Raw genomic sequence first — 19,335 nt, 5'->3', positions numbered from 1 at the left:
GCGATCGCGAGCGTCAGTCCGGCTTTTTGGCGCTCTTGCTGGCCGCAGCCGCCGCCACGCGCTCGCCGAGCCGTTGCGTGAGCCGTTCGAGCGCGTACGACCGGTCGGTGCGCGCCAGGTGCACGTGCACGATCGTGAACGACCCGCGGTTTGCCCTGGCCATCACCAGTGCTTCTTCGAGGTCCGTCTCGGTGAAGACTTCGCAGCCATGGCCGCAGCCGAGCAGATCGGGCATGCGGTGATAGGCCCAGTCGTGAATGTCGTTGTACGGGCCTTCATGGATGAAGCGCTCGGTCGTATAGCCGCCGTTGTTCAGCACGAACACGATCGGATCGAGGCCGAGCCTGGCTGCCGTCGAAAGCTCCTGCCCGGTCATCTGGAAGGCGCCGTCGCCGACGAGGATGATCGCACGCGCACTGCGGTCGTGCACCTGCACGCCGATGCCGGCGGGAACGGCGAATCCCATCGACGTGTAGTAGGCCGGGCTCAGGAAATCGGTGCGCTGTCGGATCACGAGGTCGGCAGCTCCGAACAGCGAGTCGCCGATGTCGGCGATGACGACGTCGCCGGCTTCGAGGAACGAGTTGAGCCTTTCGAACAGGCGTCGCACCGAGGCCGGCGCGCCCGCGCGCGACTCGAACGGCGGGCCCGCCAGCACGGAGGCGGCGCTGGTCGGCGCGATGGGCTCGCGGTCGCCGAGCTTGGTGCGCGCCAGGCCGCGCACGAAGTCGTCGAGCGCGACTTCTTCATAGTGGTGGCGGCGGATCGAGGCCTTCTCCGAGTTGACGTTGATGGTACGGTCGATGTCGAGATTGGCGGTGTAGATGCCGAGATTGATATCGGTCATGAAGGCACCGAGGATCAGCACGCAGTCGGCTTCCTCGACGGCGCGGCGCACTTCCTCGCGGCCGATCGCGCCTTCGTAGACGCCGAGGTACTGCGGGTGCATTTCGGAAATCACCGACTTGCCGAGGATCGTCGCGGCAACCGGGAAGCCGCTGCGTTCGACGAGATCCACCAGAGCCTCCTGCAGACCGAAGCGATGGATCTCGACGCCGGCGAGGATCACCGGATGCCGCGCTCGTCTCAGCATTGCCGCCGTCTCGGCCAGGCACTCGCGAAGAGCATCGACATTGCTCGTGGCCGACGGGAACGTCAGGGGACCCGGTGCTGCGCACGGCGCATCGACCATGTCGCGCGGGATCTCGAGGAACACCGGCCGCTTGTGGCGCACGCACGCCGCCAGGCACGCGTCGATGTCGTTCGGCGCCGAGCGGGCGTCTTCCAGGGATACCGCTGCGACGGTGACTTTCTCGTAGATCTGCCTCTGGGTCTGGAAGTCGCGCACCTTGTGGTGCAGCAGCGGCGAACGCTCGCGCTCGCGAAGCCCCGGTGCGCCGCTGATCACCACCAGGGGCGATTTTTCGGCGTAAGCCCCCGCGACCGAGTTGAGCGCATTCAGGCCGCCGACGCAGTAAGTGACGCAGAGCGCGCCGAGCCCGCCGACGCGCGCATACGCGTCGGCCGCAAAACCGGCGCCGGCCTCGGTGCAGGTGCCGACGATCTCGATGGGACTGGCGACCAGCAGGTCGTAGAAGCCGAGCACGTAATCTCCGGGAATTCCGAAGACGTGGCGCAGGCCCATCTGCCCGAGACGCCGGACGAGATAGCTTCCAATCGTGCTCGCGTCGTCCATTTCCTTCCGCGTTCCTTCTGCGTCTCTCGTGCTGCGGCGACGCGCTTGCGCACGAGGCGGCAACGACCACATCTTACACTCCCGCCTCGCCAATAACTCGCCCGTGAATTCGTCCAAATGTGCATCCCCGGGCGGGTTGAGCCGTGGCGCAGAATCTCGCAGAAAAGCTGATTGCCTCTCATCTTGCCGGCGGAGCCATGCAGGCCGGCAGCGAGATCGCGCTTCGCATCGACCAGGTGCTGCAACAGGATGCGACCGGGACCCTGGTCATGCTGGAGATCGAGGCGCTCGGCCTCCAGCGTTCGTGCTGCGAGGTCGCCGTCCAGTACGTCGATCACAACCTGCTGCAGACCGACTCGAAGAACATGGACGACCACCTGTTTCTCCAGTCGGCCGCGGCGCGTTTCGGATACTGGTTCAGTCCTCCGGGCAACGGCATCAGCCACGTCGTGCACATGGAACGGTTCGGCCGTCCCGGAAAAAGCCTGCTCGGCTCCGACAGCCATACCTGCGCCGGCGGTGCTCTCGGGATGCTCGCGATCGGCACCGGTGGCATCGACGTCGCGCTCGCGTCGGCAGGCGAGCCGTACTTCGTCACGATGCCGAAGATCCTCGGCATCGAACTGCGCGGCGAGCTCGCGCCGTGGGTCAGCGCGAAGAACGTGATCCTGGAGTTGCTGCGGCGTTTCGGCGTCTCCGGTGGCCGCGGGTTCATCGTCGAGTACTTCGGCGAAGGCCTGGGCGACCTCAGTGCGTGGGATCGCCACGTCATCGCGAACATGGGCGCCGAGCTCGGCGCGACGTCATCGGTGTTTCCGTCCGACGACGTCACTCGCCGTTTCCTCGCAAGCCAGGGTCGCGAGGCTGACTGGACCGCGCTCGTCGCGGACGACGGCGCCCGCTACGATCGCGTCGAGCAGATCGATCTTGGTGCCATCGAACCGCTGGTCGCGCTGCCGGGAAGCCCGGGCGACGTCGTGCCGGTGCGCGAAGTGGCCGGACTTCCGGTTTCGCAGGTGGTGGTCGGATCTTCGGCAAATCCGGGACTGCGCGATTTCCGCATCGTCGCGCACATTCTCAATGGAGGAGTCGTCGCGCCGGGAGTTTCGCTCGACGTCAATCCTTCGTCGCGCCAGGTGCTGCTCGACATGTCGGCGAGCGGCACCCTCGGGCACCTTGTCGCCGCAGGCGCGCGGATTCACCAGACCGGCTGCATGGGCTGCATCGGCATGGGCCAGGCGCCGGCCACCGGCGCCGCGAGCCTTCGCACGATGCCGCGAAATTTCCCGGGAAGGTCGGGTACGCCGGGCGACCAGGTGTACCTGTGCAGCCCCGAGACGGCGGCGGCTTCGGCGCTGACCGGTCGCATCACGGATCCGCGCGAGCTGGCACGCCGGTGCAGTCTCACCGTGCCATGCTGGGCGGAGCCTGCGCGCGCTCGCCTGGACGGCAGGATGTTGCTCGCACCGAACGGCGCGGCAGTCGAGCTGCGGCGCGGTCCCAACATCAAGCCGCTGCCGACGCTCGATGCGCTGCCGGATCGACTCGAGATCCCGGTGCTGCTCAAGATGGGCGACGACGTCTCGACGGACGAGATCCTGCGTGCCGGCGGCGAAGCGCTGCCGCTGCGCTCGAACATCCCGGCCATCAGCAAGTTCGTCTATTCGGCGATCGATCCGGATTTCCACGAGCGCGCGCGAGAGAGTCGCGAGCAGTTCGGCGGTTTCTGCGTCGTTGCCGGTGAGAACTTCGCGCAGGGCTCCAGCCGCGAGCACGCTGCGCTGGCGCCGCGCTATCTCGGCCAGCGGTTCGTTATGGCCAGGTCGTACGCACGCATCGGACGCCAGAACCTCATCAACTTCGGAATCGTGCCTTTCGAGCTGTGCTGCGGGGACGACTGGTGGAGGCTCGAGCAGCGAGACGTGGTCGTCATCGAAGGGCTGCACGCAGCACTTCGCGATCAGACGGGGGTCGTCGCATCGGTGCCATCGAAGGGGCTGCAAGTTGCGCTCGGCCTGCCCGTGACCGAGCGCCAGGCTCGCATCCTTCTTGCCGGCGGCCTTATCAACGACGTCAGGAACCGATGAGCGGCGACGGCAACAGCGCTGGCACCGCGGCGCAGATCGCGACGCGCATCGAAACCGATACTTTCGGCTCCGTCGCGGTTGCGGCCGGCAAGTACTGGGGTGCCCAGACCCAGCGCGCACTCGAGCACTTCGCGATCGGCAGCCAGACGCTGCCTTGCGTGCTGGTGCGCGCGCTCGGGATCGTCAAGCGCTGCGCGGCCCTCGTCAACGCCGAGCTCGGCCTTCTCGATCTTCGGCTGGCGGATGCGATCGTGCGCGCGGCCGACGAAGTGATCACCGGGCAGCTCGATGCGCATTTTCCGCTGCCCGTCTGGCAGAGCGGCTCGGGGACCCAGTCGAACATGAACGTGAACGAGGTGCTGGCCAACCGTTCCAGCGAGATCCTCGGCGGCTCTCTCGGCGAGCACCGCCTCGTGCATCCGAACGACCACTGCAACCTCGGACAGTCGTCCAATGACGTCTTCCCGACGGCGATGCACGTGGCCGCCGTCGAGGAGCTGCAGCGACGGCTCGAGCCTGCGCTGGATCATCTTCGCGTGTCGCTCGAACACAAATCGCAGGTGTACGCGGGCCTGGTCAAGATCGGCCGGACCCATCTCCAGGACGCGGTGCCTCTGACGTTGGGGCAGGAGCTGTCGGGTTACGCGGCCCAGCTCGCCACCGCGTGCGATCGCCTGCACGACACGACGAAAAGACTGTATCCCGTCGCGCAAGGCGGCACCGCCGTCGGTACCGGCCTCAACACGCACGCGCAGTTCGCGACGCGCTTTGCCGCCGAGCTCGCGCGCTACACGGGCCTGCCTTTCGTCTCGGCGCCGAACAAGTTCGAAGCGCTCGCTTCCCACGACACGTTCGTCGAGCTTTCCGGCGTCCTCGGCTCCATTGCGGCCGGCTTGAACAAGTTCGCCGGCGACCTGCGCCTGCTCGGCTCGGGTCCGCGCTGCGGAATCGGCGAGCTTCGCCTGCCCGAAAACGAACCCGGTTCCTCGATCATGCCGGGCAAAGTCAATCCGTCGCAGTGCGAGGCGATGATGATGGTCTGCGCCCAGGTCATGGGAAACCAGGTGACGGTGGCGTTCGCGGGTGCCCAGGGCCAGCTCGAGCTGAACACGTTCAAGCCGGTGATCGCCTGCAACGTGCTGCAGTCGATCGAGCTGCTGGGTGATGCAGCGCACAGCCTGACCGTGCACTGCATCGATGGTCTGGAGGCAGACGAGGCACGCATCGCGGAGCTCGTGGAGCGCTCGCTGATGCTCGTCACTGCGCTCGTCCCGCGTCTCGGCTACGACCGCGCCGCTGCGATCGCGCGTGCGGCGCTCGCGAACGGCACGACTCTTCGCGACGAAGCCGTCGGCCGCGGTGATGTGACCGCCGAAGAATTCGACCGGATCGTTCGTCCTGCCGGGCTGGTCTGAACCAGCGCCGGCGTCCTCAGAGATGCGAGATTGCCGTGCGTCCGTTCGGTGGCCGACGGCCAAAAAAAGGCGGCCGGGGTTCGCCCCCGGCCGCCTTCGCAGAGTCGGCAGCTAAGGCCGAGACCTACTTCTCGATCCGCATCCCGTAGAACGAGCGGTGGACGAAGAACGCCGAGGTCAGGAAGAACAGCGCCGCCAGCAGCATCGTCAGTCCCGGGTTCGTGCGGCCCAGCTCGACCGCCAGCTCGACGGCCAGCAGCCCGAACAGCGTCGTGAACTTGATGACGGGGTTGAGCGCGACGCTGGAGGTGTCCTTGAACGGATCGCCGACGGTGTCGCCGACGACGCACGCGTCGTGCAGGGGAGTGCCCTTCATCTTCAGGTCCACCTCGACGACTTTCTTCGCGTTGTCCCAGGCGCCGCCGGCGTTGGCCATGAAAATGGCCTGGTACAGCCCGAAGATCGCGATCGAGATCAGGTAGCCGATGAAGAAGAACGGTTCGACGCACGCGAACGACAGCGTCGCGAAGAAGATCGCCAGGAAGATGTTGAACATGCCCTTCTGCGCGTAGATCGTGCAGATCTCGACGACGCGGCGGCTGTCGGCCACCGACGCCTTGGTCGTGTCCAGCTTGATGTTGTCCTTGATGAACTCGACGGCGCGGTAGGCACCGACCGCGACCGCCTGCATCGACGCGCCGGTGAACCAGTAGATCATCGCGCCTCCCGTGATGAGGCCGAGCAGGAAGGGCGCGTGAAGGATCGAAATCTTCGCGATGTCCGCGGACGAGGTCAGGCCGCCGGTCAGCACGAAAATGATCGAGAAGATCATCGTCGTCGCGCCGACCACGGCGGTGCCGATGAGCACCGGCTTGGCGGTCGCCTTGAAGGTGTTGCCGGCGCCGTCGTTCTCTTCGAGGAAAAGCTTGCCCTTCTCGAAGTTCGGCATGAAGCCGAAGTCGCGCTTCAGCTCGGCCTCGATGCCGGGGATGCTTTCGATCTGCGACAGTTCGTAGACCGACTGCGCGTTGTCGGTGACCGGTCCGTAGCTGTCGACGGCGATCGTGACCGGGCCCATGCCGAGGAAGCCGAAGGCGACCAGGCCGAACGCGAAGATCGGTGACGGATCGAGCGGACTGCCCGGAACCGGGAACAGCTTGATCAGGCCCATGGTGCTGACGCCGTACGCCAGGCCCATCAGGCCGACGATGACGATGCCCATCCAGTAGCCGCTGAAGTTCCCGGCAACCAGGCCGCTGATGATGTTCAGCGACGCTCCGCCTTCGCGCGAGCTCTGCACCACTTCGGCGACGTGCGCCGAGTTGGTCGACGTGAAGACCTTGACGACCTCGGGAATGACGGCGCCGGCCAGCGTCCCGCAGCTGATGATGCTGGCGAGCTTCCACCACAGCGTCGCATCGACGTGGCCGCCGATCTGGATGTCGCTCATCAGCGCGTAGGAGACGCCGTAGGTCAGCACGATCGACACGATCGATGTCAGCCAGACCAGGAAGGTCAGCGGCTGCTCGTAGTCCATGTGGTCGGCGTCGCCGAAGCGGTTCCTCGCGAGGACGCCGTTGACCATGTACGAAACCCAGCTCGCGCCGACCATCATGATGCGCATCGAGAAGATCCAGACCAGCAGCTGGACCTGGATGCGCGAGGCCTCGGCTGCCGGGTGGCCGCCGGTGGCGAGCAGGATGAAGGTGATCAGTGCGACGCCGGTGACGCCGTAGGTCTCGAAGCCGTCGGCCGACGGGCCGACCGAGTCGCCCGCGTTGTCGCCCGTGCAGTCGGCGATGACGCCCGGGTTTCTCGCGTCGTCTTCCTTGATCTTCAGCACGATCTTCATCAGGTCGGCACCGATGTCGGCGATCTTCGTGAAGATGCCGCCGGCGATACGAAGCGCCGAGGCGCCGAGCGATTCGCCGATCGCGAAACCGATGAAGCAGGGGCCGGCGAAGTCCCCGGGGATGAAGAGCAGGATCGCCAGCATGATCAGCAGCTCGACCGAGATCAGCACGAGGCCGATCGACATGCCGGCGCGCAGCGGAATCTCGTAGGTGGGGAAGGGCTTGCCACCGAGACTCGCGAACGCGGTGCGCGAGTTCGCGAACGTGTTGACGCGGATGCCGAACCAGGCGACCCCGTAGCTGCCGCCGATGCCGACGAAGCTGAACAGCAGGATGACGAGGACGCGCAGCGGCGTCATCGAGGCGTCCTTCACGAGGAAGCCGAAATACAGCACGATGACCGCGCCGATGAAGACCTCGAGGATCAGGATGAACTTGCCCTGCGTGATCAGGTACTGCTTGCAGGTCTCGTAGATCAGGTCCGAGATCTCGAGCATCGACTTGTGGACCGGCAGCCCGCGCAGGGTGCGGTATTCGGAGAGCCCGAACAGCAGGCCGAGGGCGGCGACGACCAGTCCCCAGGTCAGGATCGCGGCGCCCGAGGTGCCTCCGCCGAAAAACATCGGCTGGGTAAACGGCGGGAGCTTGAGACTGGCTTCACTGGCCAGCGCCGGGTGGGCAAGGCCGCAGGCGGCAAGGACGATGGCGGCGGCGAACAGGGCTTTGCCCCACGAAACCGCGCGCCCTTTGAGGGTGCGTACCGTTACGTTCATTTCTTGAAAGGTCCTCTCCGAGGATGTGGTTACGGGATGGAAACCCACCTTTTATAGCAGGCCGACGCGACGAGTCGAACGCCCCGGCCGAGGGACGGCGGCCGGCCGAGGGAGGGGCCGAGGCCGGTCACGAGACCGGCGAGGCAGGCGGTTATCAGGGCCGCGGTCAGTCCGCCGCGTAGGTCTGGTCGAGGTACGCGCAGATTTCGGCCGACTCGAACATCTCGCGCCCCGTGTTCGGGTCGACGAGGTACGGCACCATCATTTTTCCCGAGCGGGCGACGAACGCTTCGCGCTTGCTGCTGCCCTTGGCGACGTTGTGCAGCACGTACGGGATCTCGAGCTCGCAAAGGCGCTCGCGCACCAGGCGGCAGTACGGCGAGGCTTCGAAGCTCCACAGCTCCAGCGGTTTTTCGGCAGTGCGCGTCCCGCGGTAGATGCGGCCGGCGGTAAGACGGGCGGCCGACGCGATACCCGACGTGACGTCGCGCAGCACCGGTGTCGACAGCGTCCACGGCACGTGACCGTTACCGTAAGTCTTGAACAGGTACTCGACGATGTCGTCGGACTCGTACATCTCGACGCCGGTATTCGGATCGAGGAACCACGGGAACTGGCTCCTTCCTCCGCGCCGGATCGACTCGGGACGGAAACGCGGCCCGTTTTTCGGGCACGGGTAGATCATCGCGTCGAGGTCGAGGATCGACAGGGCTTCGCGCACCTTGCGGCAGAACGGGCACGCCTCGAACTCGAAGACCTCGAGAAGCTTGTCCGGCCTCGCGCCGACTCCCGCAGTCTCCATGCCGGCGCCTGCGCGCACGATGCTCGCAGCGAACGAAGTCGCGAGGTCGTAGGCTCTCATGGTGTTCTCCTGTGTTTTCCGCGCTTCGCGCCCGGCTGTTCCACGTTCGCGCTTCGCGCTCAGTTGGTCGGCGCCGCTGCTGCCGCGATGCGATATGCGCAGCGGCGCGCGCCTGCAAGGATGTGCTCGTCGCGCGAGACCACCACATCGGGGCCGAGAAGCTGCGAGAACATCGCGAGCTCGTCGCGGCACAAGCCCTGGCACGCGGCGGCGGCGGCGCAGATCGGGCAGTGGTTCTCGGCCAGCACCCAGCTGCCGTCCTCGCTGCGCGAGCACTCGGCCATGTAACCATCCTCACAGCGAAGCGTCGCAAGTGCGGAGATTCGCTGGTCCAGCGGTGCGCCGCGGTCGGGCATGCGCCGCCGGTACGACTCGGCCTGCTGGCGGCTGCGCTCGCCGACGAGGCGGTCGAGGCCTTCGGCTCCGAACGTGGCGCGCACCGCCGACAGAAGATCGACGGTAAGCTCGCCGTGGGTATCGGGAAATCGAGCGGATGCCTTCGATGTCAGCGACCAGATGCGAACCGGCCGGCCGACTTTGCGTCTTTCGTCGGCAAACTGGATCAGGCCCTCGGCATCAAGAGCCTGAAGATGCTGGCGCACCGCCATCGTCGTGACGCCGAGCACCCCGGCCAGCTCGCGGGCTGCCTGGGGTCCGCGGGTCTTCAGAAGGTAAAGGACGCGGTCGCGTGCCCTTCCCGTGTCCTCTGGTCGACGCGGCGCCACGGCGCCACGCTATAAGAAGATGCCAGACAATAAGCAAGATATTTCTTGACTTAATTTAGAAAGCCGATACTTTCTAAATCGTCCGCACGCTCGCGAGGAGGGAACCTTTGAAGCCGGGAGCCGCAGTCTGGGACCGCGCCCACCGCGCTCTGACGATCGGTCTTCTGCTGACGATCTCGGTCACGGCGTTCGAAGCGATGGCGGTGGCGACGATCATGCCGGCCGTCGCAGCCGGTCTCGGCGCGGGCGACGTCGCTTCGAGCCTCGGCTGGTACGGCTGGGTGTTCAGCGGCTTCATGCTCGCCAACCTCGTCGCGATTCCTGCATCCGGCTCGATGTCCGATCGCGGCGACCCGCTGATGCCGTTCGTGATCGGCAGCGTGCTGTTCGTCGCCGGGCTCCTTGTTGCCGGCGTCGCGCCGTCGATGCCTTGCCTCGTCGCCGCTCGCATCGCGCAAGGCTTCGGCGCGGGCGCGCTGTCTTCGATCGCCTACGTCGGCATCGCGCGCGGCTACGAGCCGGCAGACCAGCCGCGCATGCTCGCACTGTTCGCGAGCGCGTGGGTGATTCCCGGTCTTCTCGGGCCCGGTGCAGCCGCGCTTTTGGCGAGCGTCGCCGGCTGGCGCTCGGTGTTCCTGCTGCTCGTGCCGGTGACGCTCGCTTCTTCGTACGTTGCGGCGCGCGGGCTGCGAAGCCTGTCGGCGCGGGACGCGGCCGAGCAGGGCGGCGCCACATCGACGCGCGACGCCGTGCAACTTGCTGCGGGAGCCGCGCTGGCGCTTCTTGCGACGAATTCGGGTTCGGCGGCGTTCGTCGCAGCAGGTGTCGCAGTCGGAGCCGCTGTTGCGGTTCCTGCGCTGCGACGGCTGTTTCCGCAAGGAACGCTCGTCGCCGCACGCGGGGCACCTGCCGCGCTCGCCGCCAAGACGCTGGTGACGTTCGCGTTCTTCGGTTGCGAAGCGTTCGTGCCGTTGTCGCTGACGATGGTGCGAGGCGAGCCGATCCACATCGCGGGTCTCGCGCTGACGGTGGGAACACTGTCGTGGACGACGGGAACGTGGATCCAGGAACGCCTCGTCGGAAAAGTGGAGCTTGCCGTGCTGGCGGCCACGGGACTGGCGCTGACGGCGCTCGCGATCTGCGGCGCAAGCTGGGTGCTCGTCGCGTCGTCACCGGCCGCCGTCGCCGTCGCGAGCTGGATGACGGCCGGCCTCGGCATCGGCATTGCGTATCCTGCCACCACGCTCGTTGTGTTCGAGCGCACCAGAGGACAGGAAGGGCAGGACGGCTCGGCGGCCGCGTCGCTGCAACTCGCCAATGTGCTCGGCATTGCGCTCGGCACGGGAACGGCCGGCGCCGTGCTCGCGATTGCAGCCGCCGGCGGCGTCTCGACATCGGTGGCCATCGCGACCAGCGATGCACTGATGCTCACCGGCGCGCTTGCGGGGCTGGTGGCCGCGCTGCGAAGCGGACCGCAGGCAGTTGCCGCCCCCGTCGCGGCCGGCGCCCTGTGAGGGCGCCGAGCCGATTGCACTGCCCGCCTCCATCCGACAAGAGTGCGCGACCAGGCGCGCATAGCAGCAGCAGCAAAGGAACCCGCAATGATCGAAGCCGGCAAGAAAGCTCCCGCGTTCACGCTGAAGGACCAGGACGGCAAGGTCCGCAAGCTCTCCGAGTTCGCAGGCCGCTGGGTCGTGCTCTACTTCTATCCGAAGGACGACACTCCCGGCTGCACCACCGAGGCTTGCGAGTTCACGACGGGACTCAAGAAGTTCGAAGGACTCGGCGCCACCGTGCTCGGCTGCAGCGCCGACAGCCCTGAGACGCACAGCAAGTTCATCGCGAAGTACAAGCTCAAGATCCCGCTGCTCTCGGACCCGACGCACGCGGTGATGGAGAAGTACGGCGCCTGGGGTGAGAAGAACATGTACGGCAAGATCACGACCGGCGTGATCCGCTCCACCGTCCTCATCGATCCGGCGGGCAAAGTCGCCCAGCACTGGGCGCGCGTCAAAGCGGCCGGCCACGCCGAGCAGGTGCGCAAGGCCCTGGACGCGCGGAAGGCCGCGTGACGGTGGCAATTTCGCAATGAGCAGGCGCGTTGCCTCGTCGTTCCAGGTCGAGGGGCGACCTTTCGGCGAGAGCTGGTGACGCGGTGACGGCGGCCGGCTGGCTGACCGCCGACGAGTGGTCGGCCGTGCGACTGAGCATCGTCGTCGCACTGGTGGCCACCGCCGCAAGCCTGCCATTCGGCATCGCGCTCGGTCATCTGCTGGCGCGCCGCCGTTTTCGCGGCAAGAGCCTCGTCGAGACGCTGATCAGCCTTCCGCTCGTGCTGCCTCCGGTCGTCACCGGCTACCTGCTGTTGGTGACGTTCGGCAGCCAGGGCTTTGTCGGACGCTTCCTCCAGGACCGGCTCGGCATCCGCATCGTGTTCACGTGGAAGGCCGCCGCGCTGGCTTCGGCGGTGATGGCGTTTCCGCTGATGGTACGTGCGATGCGCGTCGCGTTCGCCGATGTCGACGCGCGCCTCGAGCAGGTTGCGCGCACCCTCGGTGCGAGCCGTTTCGATGCGTTTTGCACCGTGACGCTGCCGCTGGCCCGGCGCGGCATCATCGCCGGCGCGGTGCTCGCGTTCGCACGCTCGATCGGCGAGTTCGGCGCGACGATGATGATCGCCGGCAGCATTCCCGGCCAGACCCAGACGATCCCGCTGTACGTCTACAGCGCCGTGCAGTCCCCCGGCGGAATGGAGCACGGCGCGCGCCTGGTCGTCGTTTCGATCCTCATCGCAGCCGGTGCCCTCGTGGTGTCCGAGCTTTTCGACCGTCGCGTCGGCTGGCAGCCGGCGCGCAGCGAAACCGCGAGCGAAAGGGAATGAGCCTACTCTTCGAGTGCAGGCACCGCTACGCAAGCGGCTTCGTGCTCGATGCGAGCTTCGAGGCCGGTGCCGGTGTCACGGCACTCGTCGGGCCTTCGGGCAGCGGAAAGACGACGACGCTGGATCTCATCGCGGGACTGCTGCGCCCCTCGTTCGGCCGCATCGTGCTCGACGGCGACGTGCTTCTCGATACCGCGCGCGGCGTCATCGTGGCACCCGAGGCGCGCCGCATCGGCGTCGTGTTCCAGGAACACCTGCTGTTCCCGCATCTTTCGGTGCGGGAGAACCTCGCGTACGGACGGCGCCGCAGCGCCGCGCCGACGGTGGAACTCGCGCGCGTCGTCGAAATCCTCGAGATCGGTCCCCTGCTCGATCGCAGGCCCGAGTCGCTGAGCGGAGGCGAGCGCCGTCGCGTCGCGCTCGGGCGCGCCATGCTGCGCGGCCCGCGCCTATTGCTGATGGACGAGCCTCTGGTCGCGCTCGATGCGGAGCTGAAACAGCGCATCCTCGCGCACCTCGAAGCGCTGCTCGAGGAGTGGAACATCCCGACCATTCTCGTCAGCCACGACCGCGGCGACGTCGAGCGTCTCGCAAGCTGCGTCGTCGCGCTCGACGGCGGCAGGGTGACGGACAGAGTGGCCGGCGACGTGGCGGGCAACGTGGCGGGCGACGTGGCGGGCGACGTGGCGGGCGACGTGGCGGGAAGGATCGCACCGCTTTCCTCCGTCAAGGTTTCGCCGTAAACGCAGCCTTTCGATCCGGGGGGCTCGCGGCGGTGAACGAACAAAACGGAAGCTCTTCGCAGGACCCCGCGCTCAGGCTCGCTTTCGGTCTATCGTTCGCGGACCTTTACGACCGCGACGGCCTGGTGCGCCTGGATGCCGAGTTCCTCGTGCGTCTGGCGATGAAAGACCAGCCGCTGGCCGCACGCCTCGTGCTGGCGCGCGGCAATCCGCGGCTGCTCTCGTCCAAAGAAGAATCCGAGCTGATCCTCGCGGCGGCTCCGCACCTCGACGCTTTCCTTGCCGAGCTGTTCGGCATCCAGGGCGAGCTTGCGACGCTCGAGCAGCGTCACCGCGATCTCATTCCTCTGTTCGAGACCAAGCGCAGCTTCGTGCAGCGAAAGCCGGTCAGTGCAGTTCCTGCCGCCGAAGCGGCTGCGTACGACGGCGATGCGTTGACCGGCGAAATCACGGCTCTGGTTGGGCAGGCACCGGGCGAAGACATCGTCGCGTTCGAGATCGCGTTTGCCGGCGCGGTGAAGCGGTGGCTGGCCGAGCATGCGTCGCGCGCCGCCGAGCTGGACGTCGCCAGGCACTACGCTGCGTGGGCGCTGCACACGAAAAACGGCATCGCCCGTCACAGGGAAGGCGTGCTCTTCGGCCTTCCGAAAAAAAGCGATCCGATGAACCTGCTGCAGCACGCGGTTCGCTCGGAGCACGAAGGCGTCGTGTCTTTTCGAATCGATGCCGGACACCTTCGCCGCCGCCACGGATTCAACCTGACCGACCAGGGCACGGATCTGGTCGGAGCGCTCGACCAGGCCAACTACTGCATTTGGTGCCATAACCAGGGCAAGGACTCCTGCTCCAAAGGCCTGCAGGAGAAGGCGGCGCCCGGTCAGGCGAACGGCGCCTTCCGCAGATCGTCGTTCGGCGTAAACCTGGCCGGTTGCCCGCTGTCGGAGAAGATCTCCGAATTCCACACCGCCAAGGTCGAGGGTCATGCGATCGGCGCGCTGGCGATCATCGTCGTCGACAATCCGATGTGCGCCGTGACGGGCCATCGCATCTGCAACGACTGCATGAAGTCGTGCGTCTACCAGAAGCAGGATCCCGTCGACATTCCGCAGGCCGAAACGCGAACTTTGAAGGACGTGCTCGCGCTGCCGTGGGGATTCGAGATCTACTCGCTGCTGACGCGCTGGAATCCGCTGAACCTGGCGCGGCCGTTCCCCAAGGCCGACACCGGCCGCAAAGTCCTCGTCGTCGGGCTCGGTCCGGCAGGCTTCGGCCTTTCGCACCAGTTGCTGCAGGACGGCCACACCGTCGTCGCGATCGACGGCCTCAAGATCGAGCCGCTGCCCGAAGACGTCTGCGGCGTTGCGCTCGACGGCGGCCATCGTCCGTTCGCGCCGATTCGCGACGTCTCCTGTCTTGCCGAGCAGCTCGGCGACCGCGTGATGGCAGGTTTCGGCGGAGTGGCCGAGTACGGCATCACGGTGCGCTGGGACAAGAACTTCCTGAAGATCATCCGGCTTCTGCTCGAGAGGCGCGCTTCGTTCTCGATGCTCGGCGGCGTGCGCTTCGGCAGCACGCTGACGCTCGAGGAGGCGATGAAGTTCGGCTTCGACCACGTCGCCGTGTGCGTCGGCGCCGGCAAGCCGACGGTGCTCGACATTCCGAACGGGCTCGCGCGCGGCGTGCGCGCGGCTTCCGATTTCCTGATGGCGTTGCAGCTCACCGGTGCGGCCCGGCCCGAGTCGATCGCGAACATGCAACTTCGCCTTCCGGTCGTCGTCGTCGGCGGCGGGCTGACGGCCGTCGATACGGCAACCGAGTCGCTCGCGTACTACGTCGTCCAGGTCGAAAAATTTGCGCAACGCTACGAGACGCTGACATCCGAGCTGGGCACCGGACAGGTGCGTGAATACTGGGACGCGGCCGACAAGGAAGTCGCCGCCGAATTCCTCGCGCACGCGGCGGCGATCCGCGCCGAGCGCGAAAGGGCGGCCGCAGCCGGCCAAGAGCCGCGCCTGGTCGAGCTCCTGCAATCGTGGGGAGGCGCGACGATCGCGTACCGCCGCCGCCTCGTCGACAGCCCCTCGTACACGCTCAACCACGAGGAAGTCGAGAAGGCCCTTGAGGAAGGCGCCGTCTTCACCGAGTGCCTGAGCCCCGTGGCAATCGAGATCGACGGCAATCGCTCGGTGGAGGCGATCCGCTTTACCAGGCGGACCCTCGGCGACGACGGTAAATGGGCTGCCGGCAGCGAAGTGACACTTCCTGCGCGCACCGTCTTCGTCGCGGCCGGCACCCAGCCGAACACGGTTCTTGCGCGCGAGGACGACTCGAACTTCGTGCTCGACGGCAAGTATTTCCAGGCCTGCGACGAGAACGGCAACCCGGTGCAGCCGTCGTTCTCGATCAGCAAGCCCGAGCGCGCCGACGTGCTGCTGACGCGTCTGGCCGACGGCCGCTTCGTCAGCTTCTTCGGTGACGTGCACCCGTCGTTCTTCGGCAACGTCGTCAAGGCCCTCGGCTCGGCCAAGCAGGGGTACCTGGCAGTTTCGCGCGTGCTCGCGCGGCGCAAGCCGTGCTCTCGCGAGACGGCGCGCGGCTTCTTCGCGCGCCTGTGGTACGAATTCCGTCCGACCGTCGAGCGCGTCGAACGGCTCACGCCGACGATCATCGAAGTGATGGTGCGGGCGCCCGCGGCCGCGCGCCGCTTCCGTCCCGGCCAGTTCTACCGGCTGCAGAACTTCGAGACGCTCGCTCCCGAAGTCGGCGGCACCAAGCTGCAGATGGAAGGCCTCGCGCTCACCGGAGCGTGGGTGGACGCCGACAAGGGCCTCGTCTCGACGATCGCGCTGGAGATGGGCGGCTCCTCGAGCCTCTGCTCGCTGCTGCGCGAGGGCGAGCCCGTCGTGCTGATGGGCCCGACGGGCGCTCCGACGCACATCCCGACCGGGGAGACGGTGATCCTGGCCGGCGGCGGCCTCGGCAACGCCGTGCTCTTCTCGATTGGGCAGGCGATGCGGCGTGCCGGCTCCCGCGTCGTCTATTTCGCGGCGTACAAACAGATCGCCGACCGTTACAAGGTCGAGGACATCGAGGCGGCGGCCGACATCATCGTATGGTGCTGCGACGAAGCGCCGGGCTTTCGCATCACGCGGGCCGGTGACCGCACGTTTGTCGGCAACGTCGTGCAGGCGATGCTCGCATATGCGACCGGGGGCCTCGGCGACGTGCCGATCTCGCTGTCGGAGGCCGCGCACATCATCGCGATCGGCTCCGACCGCATGATGGCGGCCGTGGCCGAGTCGCGCCACACGATCCTCGCGCCGTACCTGAAGCCCGGCCACTGCGGCATCGGGTCGATCAACTCGCCGATGCAGTGCATGATGAAGGAAATCTGCGCGCAGTGCCTGCAGCCGCACCGCGACCCGGCGACCGGCAAGACGACGTACGTCTTCTCGTGCTTCAACCAGGACCAGGACCTGGACAAGGTGGACTTTACCGGCCTTCGCGACCGCCTCGGCCAGAACAGCCTTTCGGAGAAGATCACGACGCGCTGGATCCGCCGCTGCCTCGAGCGCGACGCAGCGCGCTGCCTCGAGCGCGACGCAGCGCGCTGCCTCGAGCGCGACGCAGCGCGCTGACGGCAGCTCGCGTCACTCGAGGCGCACGCCGCGCTCCTTCAGCTCATCGACGAAACGCCCGCGATAGAGCGGCGAGATCATGATCGAGCGACCGTCGTAGTCGATTCTCAACCGGTCCAGCGACAGCGCAGGGCTCGAAAGAGGATTGCGCGTCGGCGTCACGCGCCGGATCGATCGAAGCGCAATCGTCCAGCGAAACGGGCCGCTGCGGATGCGCAACTCCTCGTCGGTCAGCGTGTACCTCGTCGATACGATCAGCCACGATGGCAGGCCGAGCGCGAACGCGAGCGTGACGAGCACGACGACGAGCGCAGGCCAGCTCTCGGTCCTCAGCACCGGCAGGCAGGCGCCGCCGGCCATCAGTCCCGAGACGGCGAAGACTCCGATCAGCCAGGAGTCGATCTTCGAAGTATGGACCGAATCCTTCACGGATTTTCGGCAACCCATAAGGGGAGACGATCGGTCGCAGAAGGGAGAAGTTCGCACATGGCTGGAAATTCAGACGTTCGGGCGTCCCGGGGCATCGATCCCGCCGGGGCGCCGCAGGGTGCGCTGCGCCCTGCCGTCATGGAGTTGTCACCCGCTCTGGTGTATTTTTGATACATGGCACAGTTGCGCTTTCTGAACGAAGACCAGCTGCAGCGGTTCGATGCCGAGGCCTTCCTGGCGACCAAGCCGTACCCGTACTGGAACCCGCAAGGCTTCCTGACCGACGACGGGTACCGCATCCTTTGCGAGACGATGCCCGACGTCTCGAGGATGCGCGAATCCTTCGGCGTTCCTCGCAGCCACGGCCAGACCAGCCACGATCGCTACAGCCTCGAATACCGCGAAGACCTCGAGATCGCGCCCGCGTGGCACGAGTTCGTCGCCGAGCTTCGCGGCCTCGAATACCGCCGTTTCCTCAAGCAGGCATTCGCGGCGCGAGCGGTCTGGCCGAGCTTCCACTGGCACTACGCGCCGCGCGGAGCTTCGGTGTCGCCGCACTGCGACGCCAAGCGCAAGCTCGGATCGCATATTTTCTACCTCAACAACGAGGTCGACTGGAACGAGGAGTGGGGAGGGCAGACGCTGATCCTCGACGATCACGGCCGCATCCCGCGCGAGTCGGCGCCCGACTACAACGATTTCGATCTGGTCGCGCAAGCCAAGTCGGTGGGAAACCGCAGCCTGCTGTTCGCGCGGCGCGAGAAGTCCTGGCACGCCGTGCGCCCACTCTCCTGCCCCGAGGGCATGCTGAGGAAGGTCTTCATCGTCGTGCTCGAGGAGCCGGTTGCCGGCGCCACGCGCCGCGTGATCGACTTGTTCACCGGCAAGCGCTCGGCGGCCTACTGAGCCGTCCGGCGCCGCGCCGGCGGTCTTCCCTTCAGTGCCCGGCCGTACCGGCCTCGTGATGGTGCGGAGTCCCGAACATCTGCATCCTTGCCTTCTCGAGGAGGCCGATGTGTCGCGGCCTCCCATGCGGCAACGCGTCTCCTTCCGGATACCGATGATCGAGAATCCCGTCCTTCTCGAGCCACACGAGGCACCCGCTGCGCTGGAGCAGGTCGCGAACGTCGGCGCCGGCCTCTGCGGAGAGTCCGGCGAGCGCGCGCTGCAGCACGCTGCGCCGCCACGCCTGGAACGGTACGGCGGCAAGACCCGGATACGCCTTGCCGTCGATCGTCGCATCGAAGCTGCTGCGGCCGTCTGCAACCGCGCGGGCGTTGGCGTGGAGCACCGGAAGGTAGCGACGAGCGGCGCGCGCGAGCAGGGGCTCGAGATCGGCGGGGACGGCGGGATCGCTGCACCAGCGCGCAGCTTCCAGGCGCGATGCGCGCGAGTTCCACATCCTGGCGACCCATTCGTAGACGGCCGGAGCTCGCTCACGCATCAGCCTGGCGGGTGTCGGATCGATGCCGAAATGACGGAACATCGAGGCGAAGTAGCCGAAGTCGGCCAGGCTCGGCCGCGCGCCGAAAAGGTAGGGGCGCTTGCGGAAGATCGCGTCCAGGTCGGCAAGCTCGTCGAGGTAGTGGCGCTCGACGTCGCCGCGGTTGGTTGCGGTGATGCCTTCGCCGCCCATGTAGGCACGCTGCTGGCGGCGCCGCACGAACAGGCGCAGCACGAAAGGCGCAGTCAGCGGAAACCGGAGCCAGTCTTCGACGAACAGGCGCGCGTTGAGCAGCGCATCGCGCGAAAATGCCCAGCGGTAGTAGAGGGCCGGCCGCCACAGCCCTTCGTCGCCGTAGTCTTCGAGAAGACGGCACACGAATGCGGCGGCTTCGTCGTCGGGAAGCACACGGCCTTGCGGGTAGCGCGGCTCCATCCATTCGATCATCGCGGTACTGTCGCGCAGGAAAGTGCCGTCGGCGCATTCGAGCACCGGCACTTCGACCAGTCCGGTGTGCGGCGCGATGCGCGCCGTGAGCTCGCGCCAGCTGACGACGTGGCTGCGGTGCGGGATCTCCTTGAATGCGAGATAGGCCTGCATCTTTCCGCTGAAATACGACTGGTCGAAGACGTGAAGCGTGTACGGCTCGAGGGCTTGCGGCCGCTCCAGTTCGGTTCTTTGCTCGGTTGCTCGCTCGGTCCCTGGCATGGGGGTGTTCGAGCCGGTTCGATCGTCGAGGTCAACAGGGATGCGGGCACGTCGATGCAAAAGCGGCGAGCGCCAGCCGCC

Annotated in this window: 14 protein-coding genes; 8 read left to right on the top strand and 6 right to left on the bottom strand. The window is 66.8% G+C overall.

Translation table 11 applies throughout. From position 1 onward, the window contains the following. Positions 1 to 13 precede the first annotated feature (13 nt). Entirely contained in the window at positions 14 to 1,696 is a 1,683-nt protein-coding gene (locus tag VGK20_03720) for a thiamine pyrophosphate-binding protein (protein HEY2773143.1), read from the bottom strand. Between the two features lie 143 nt (positions 1,697 to 1,839). Between VGK20_03720 and VGK20_03715 the strand changes: the two genes are divergently transcribed. After that, the gene (locus tag VGK20_03715) at positions 1,840 to 3,783 is read left to right on the top strand and encodes an aconitate hydratase (protein ID HEY2773142.1); all 1,944 of its coding nucleotides are present in this window, start codon (positions 1,840 to 1,842) and stop codon (positions 3,781 to 3,783) included. Next, positions 3,780 to 5,198: a class II fumarate hydratase gene (fumC, locus tag VGK20_03710; GenBank protein HEY2773141.1), complete on the top strand. Its 1,419-nt coding sequence runs from the start codon at positions 3,780 to 3,782 to the stop codon at positions 5,196 to 5,198. Before VGK20_03715 ends, fumC begins: the two co-directional genes overlap by 4 nt. A gap of 124 nt (positions 5,199 to 5,322) precedes the next feature. Here the strand turns inward: fumC and VGK20_03705 are convergent, their stop codons facing one another. The 3 genes from VGK20_03705 to VGK20_03695 form a co-directional block, all read right to left on the bottom strand. Then, the gene (locus tag VGK20_03705; protein HEY2773140.1) at positions 5,323 to 7,824 is read right to left on the bottom strand and encodes a sodium-translocating pyrophosphatase; all 2,502 of its coding nucleotides are present in this window, start codon (positions 7,822 to 7,824) and stop codon (positions 5,323 to 5,325) included. Positions 7,825 to 7,990: 166 nt separating this feature from the next. Next, a complete protein-coding gene (locus VGK20_03700) occupies positions 7,991 to 8,686 on the bottom strand; it encodes a glutathione S-transferase N-terminal domain-containing protein (GenBank protein HEY2773139.1) in 696 nt (231 codons plus the stop codon). Positions 8,687 to 8,745: 59 nt separating this feature from the next. Continuing rightward, positions 8,746 to 9,411, bottom strand: coding sequence for a metalloregulator ArsR/SmtB family transcription factor (locus VGK20_03695; GenBank protein HEY2773138.1), 666 nt, complete (start codon positions 9,409 to 9,411; stop codon positions 8,746 to 8,748). A 107-nt stretch (positions 9,412 to 9,518) separates the two neighbouring features. Between VGK20_03695 and VGK20_03690 the strand changes: the two genes are divergently transcribed. From VGK20_03690 to VGK20_03670, 5 genes are all read left to right on the top strand, one after another. Then, positions 9,519 to 10,925, top strand: coding sequence for an MFS transporter (locus VGK20_03690; GenBank protein ID HEY2773137.1), 1,407 nt, complete (start codon positions 9,519 to 9,521; stop codon positions 10,923 to 10,925). 87 nt (positions 10,926 to 11,012) lie between these two features. Continuing rightward, on the top strand, positions 11,013 to 11,483 hold the full coding sequence (locus tag VGK20_03685; protein ID HEY2773136.1) for a peroxiredoxin: 471 nt from the start codon (positions 11,013 to 11,015) through the stop codon (positions 11,481 to 11,483). A gap of 83 nt (positions 11,484 to 11,566) precedes the next feature. After that, complete coding sequence (gene modB, locus VGK20_03680; protein ID HEY2773135.1) at positions 11,567 to 12,292, top strand: molybdate ABC transporter permease subunit; 726 nt, start codon at positions 11,567 to 11,569, stop codon at positions 12,290 to 12,292. Beyond that, positions 12,289 to 13,035, top strand: coding sequence for an ATP-binding cassette domain-containing protein (locus VGK20_03675; GenBank protein ID HEY2773134.1), 747 nt, complete (start codon positions 12,289 to 12,291; stop codon positions 13,033 to 13,035). Before modB ends, VGK20_03675 begins: the two co-directional genes overlap by 4 nt. Positions 13,036 to 13,067: 32 nt before the next feature. Continuing rightward, positions 13,068 to 16,673, top strand: coding sequence for an FAD-dependent oxidoreductase (locus VGK20_03670; protein HEY2773133.1), 3,606 nt, complete (start codon positions 13,068 to 13,070; stop codon positions 16,671 to 16,673). A gap of 12 nt (positions 16,674 to 16,685) precedes the next feature. Here VGK20_03670 and VGK20_03665 read toward each other — a convergent pair whose 3' ends face one another. Continuing rightward, positions 16,686 to 17,102, bottom strand: coding sequence for a PH domain-containing protein (locus VGK20_03665; protein HEY2773132.1), 417 nt, complete (start codon positions 17,100 to 17,102; stop codon positions 16,686 to 16,688). A gap of 174 nt (positions 17,103 to 17,276) precedes the next feature. Here VGK20_03665 and VGK20_03660 point away from each other — a divergent pair, with 174 nt between their 5' ends. Next, positions 17,277 to 18,008 carry a 2OG-Fe(II) oxygenase gene (locus VGK20_03660; protein ID HEY2773131.1) on the top strand — a complete coding sequence of 244 codons (732 nt, stop codon included), beginning with the start codon at positions 17,277 to 17,279 and terminating at the stop codon, positions 18,006 to 18,008. Between the two features lie 31 nt (positions 18,009 to 18,039). Here VGK20_03660 and VGK20_03655 read toward each other — a convergent pair whose 3' ends face one another. After that, positions 18,040 to 19,254 carry a glutathione S-transferase gene (locus tag VGK20_03655; protein HEY2773130.1) on the bottom strand — a complete coding sequence of 405 codons (1,215 nt, stop codon included), beginning with the start codon at positions 19,252 to 19,254 and terminating at the stop codon, positions 18,040 to 18,042. Positions 19,255 to 19,335: the final 81 nt, after the last annotated feature.

Source organism: Candidatus Binatia bacterium, assembly GCA_036493895.1.
Lineage (GTDB): Bacteria > Desulfobacterota > Binatia > UBA1149 > CAITLU01 > DATNBU01.
This window is presented reverse-complemented; position numbering and strand designations above follow the sequence as displayed.

What these genes read in the sequence shown, in the direction of transcription:
- VGK20_03720 (HEY2773143.1), bottom strand. Translation starts at nt 1,696, where the DNA reads ATGGACGACGCGAGCACGATTGGAAGCTATCTCGTCCGGCGTCTCGGG.
- fumC (HEY2773141.1), top strand. Translation starts at nt 3,780, where the DNA reads ATGAGCGGCGACGGCAACAGCGCTGGCACCGCGGCGCAGATCGCGACG.
- VGK20_03705 (HEY2773140.1), bottom strand. Translation starts at nt 7,824, where the DNA reads ATGAACGTAACGGTACGCACCCTCAAAGGGCGCGCGGTTTCGTGGGGC.
- VGK20_03700 (HEY2773139.1), bottom strand. Translation starts at nt 8,686, where the DNA reads ATGAGAGCCTACGACCTCGCGACTTCGTTCGCTGCGAGCATCGTGCGC.
- VGK20_03685 (HEY2773136.1), top strand. Translation starts at nt 11,013, where the DNA reads ATGATCGAAGCCGGCAAGAAAGCTCCCGCGTTCACGCTGAAGGACCAG.
- VGK20_03675 (HEY2773134.1), top strand. Translation starts at nt 12,289, where the DNA reads ATGAGCCTACTCTTCGAGTGCAGGCACCGCTACGCAAGCGGCTTCGTG.
- VGK20_03660 (HEY2773131.1), top strand. Translation starts at nt 17,277, where the DNA reads ATGGCACAGTTGCGCTTTCTGAACGAAGACCAGCTGCAGCGGTTCGAT.
- VGK20_03655 (HEY2773130.1), bottom strand. Translation starts at nt 19,254, where the DNA reads ATGCCAGGGACCGAGCGAGCAACCGAGCAAAGAACCGAACTGGAGCGG.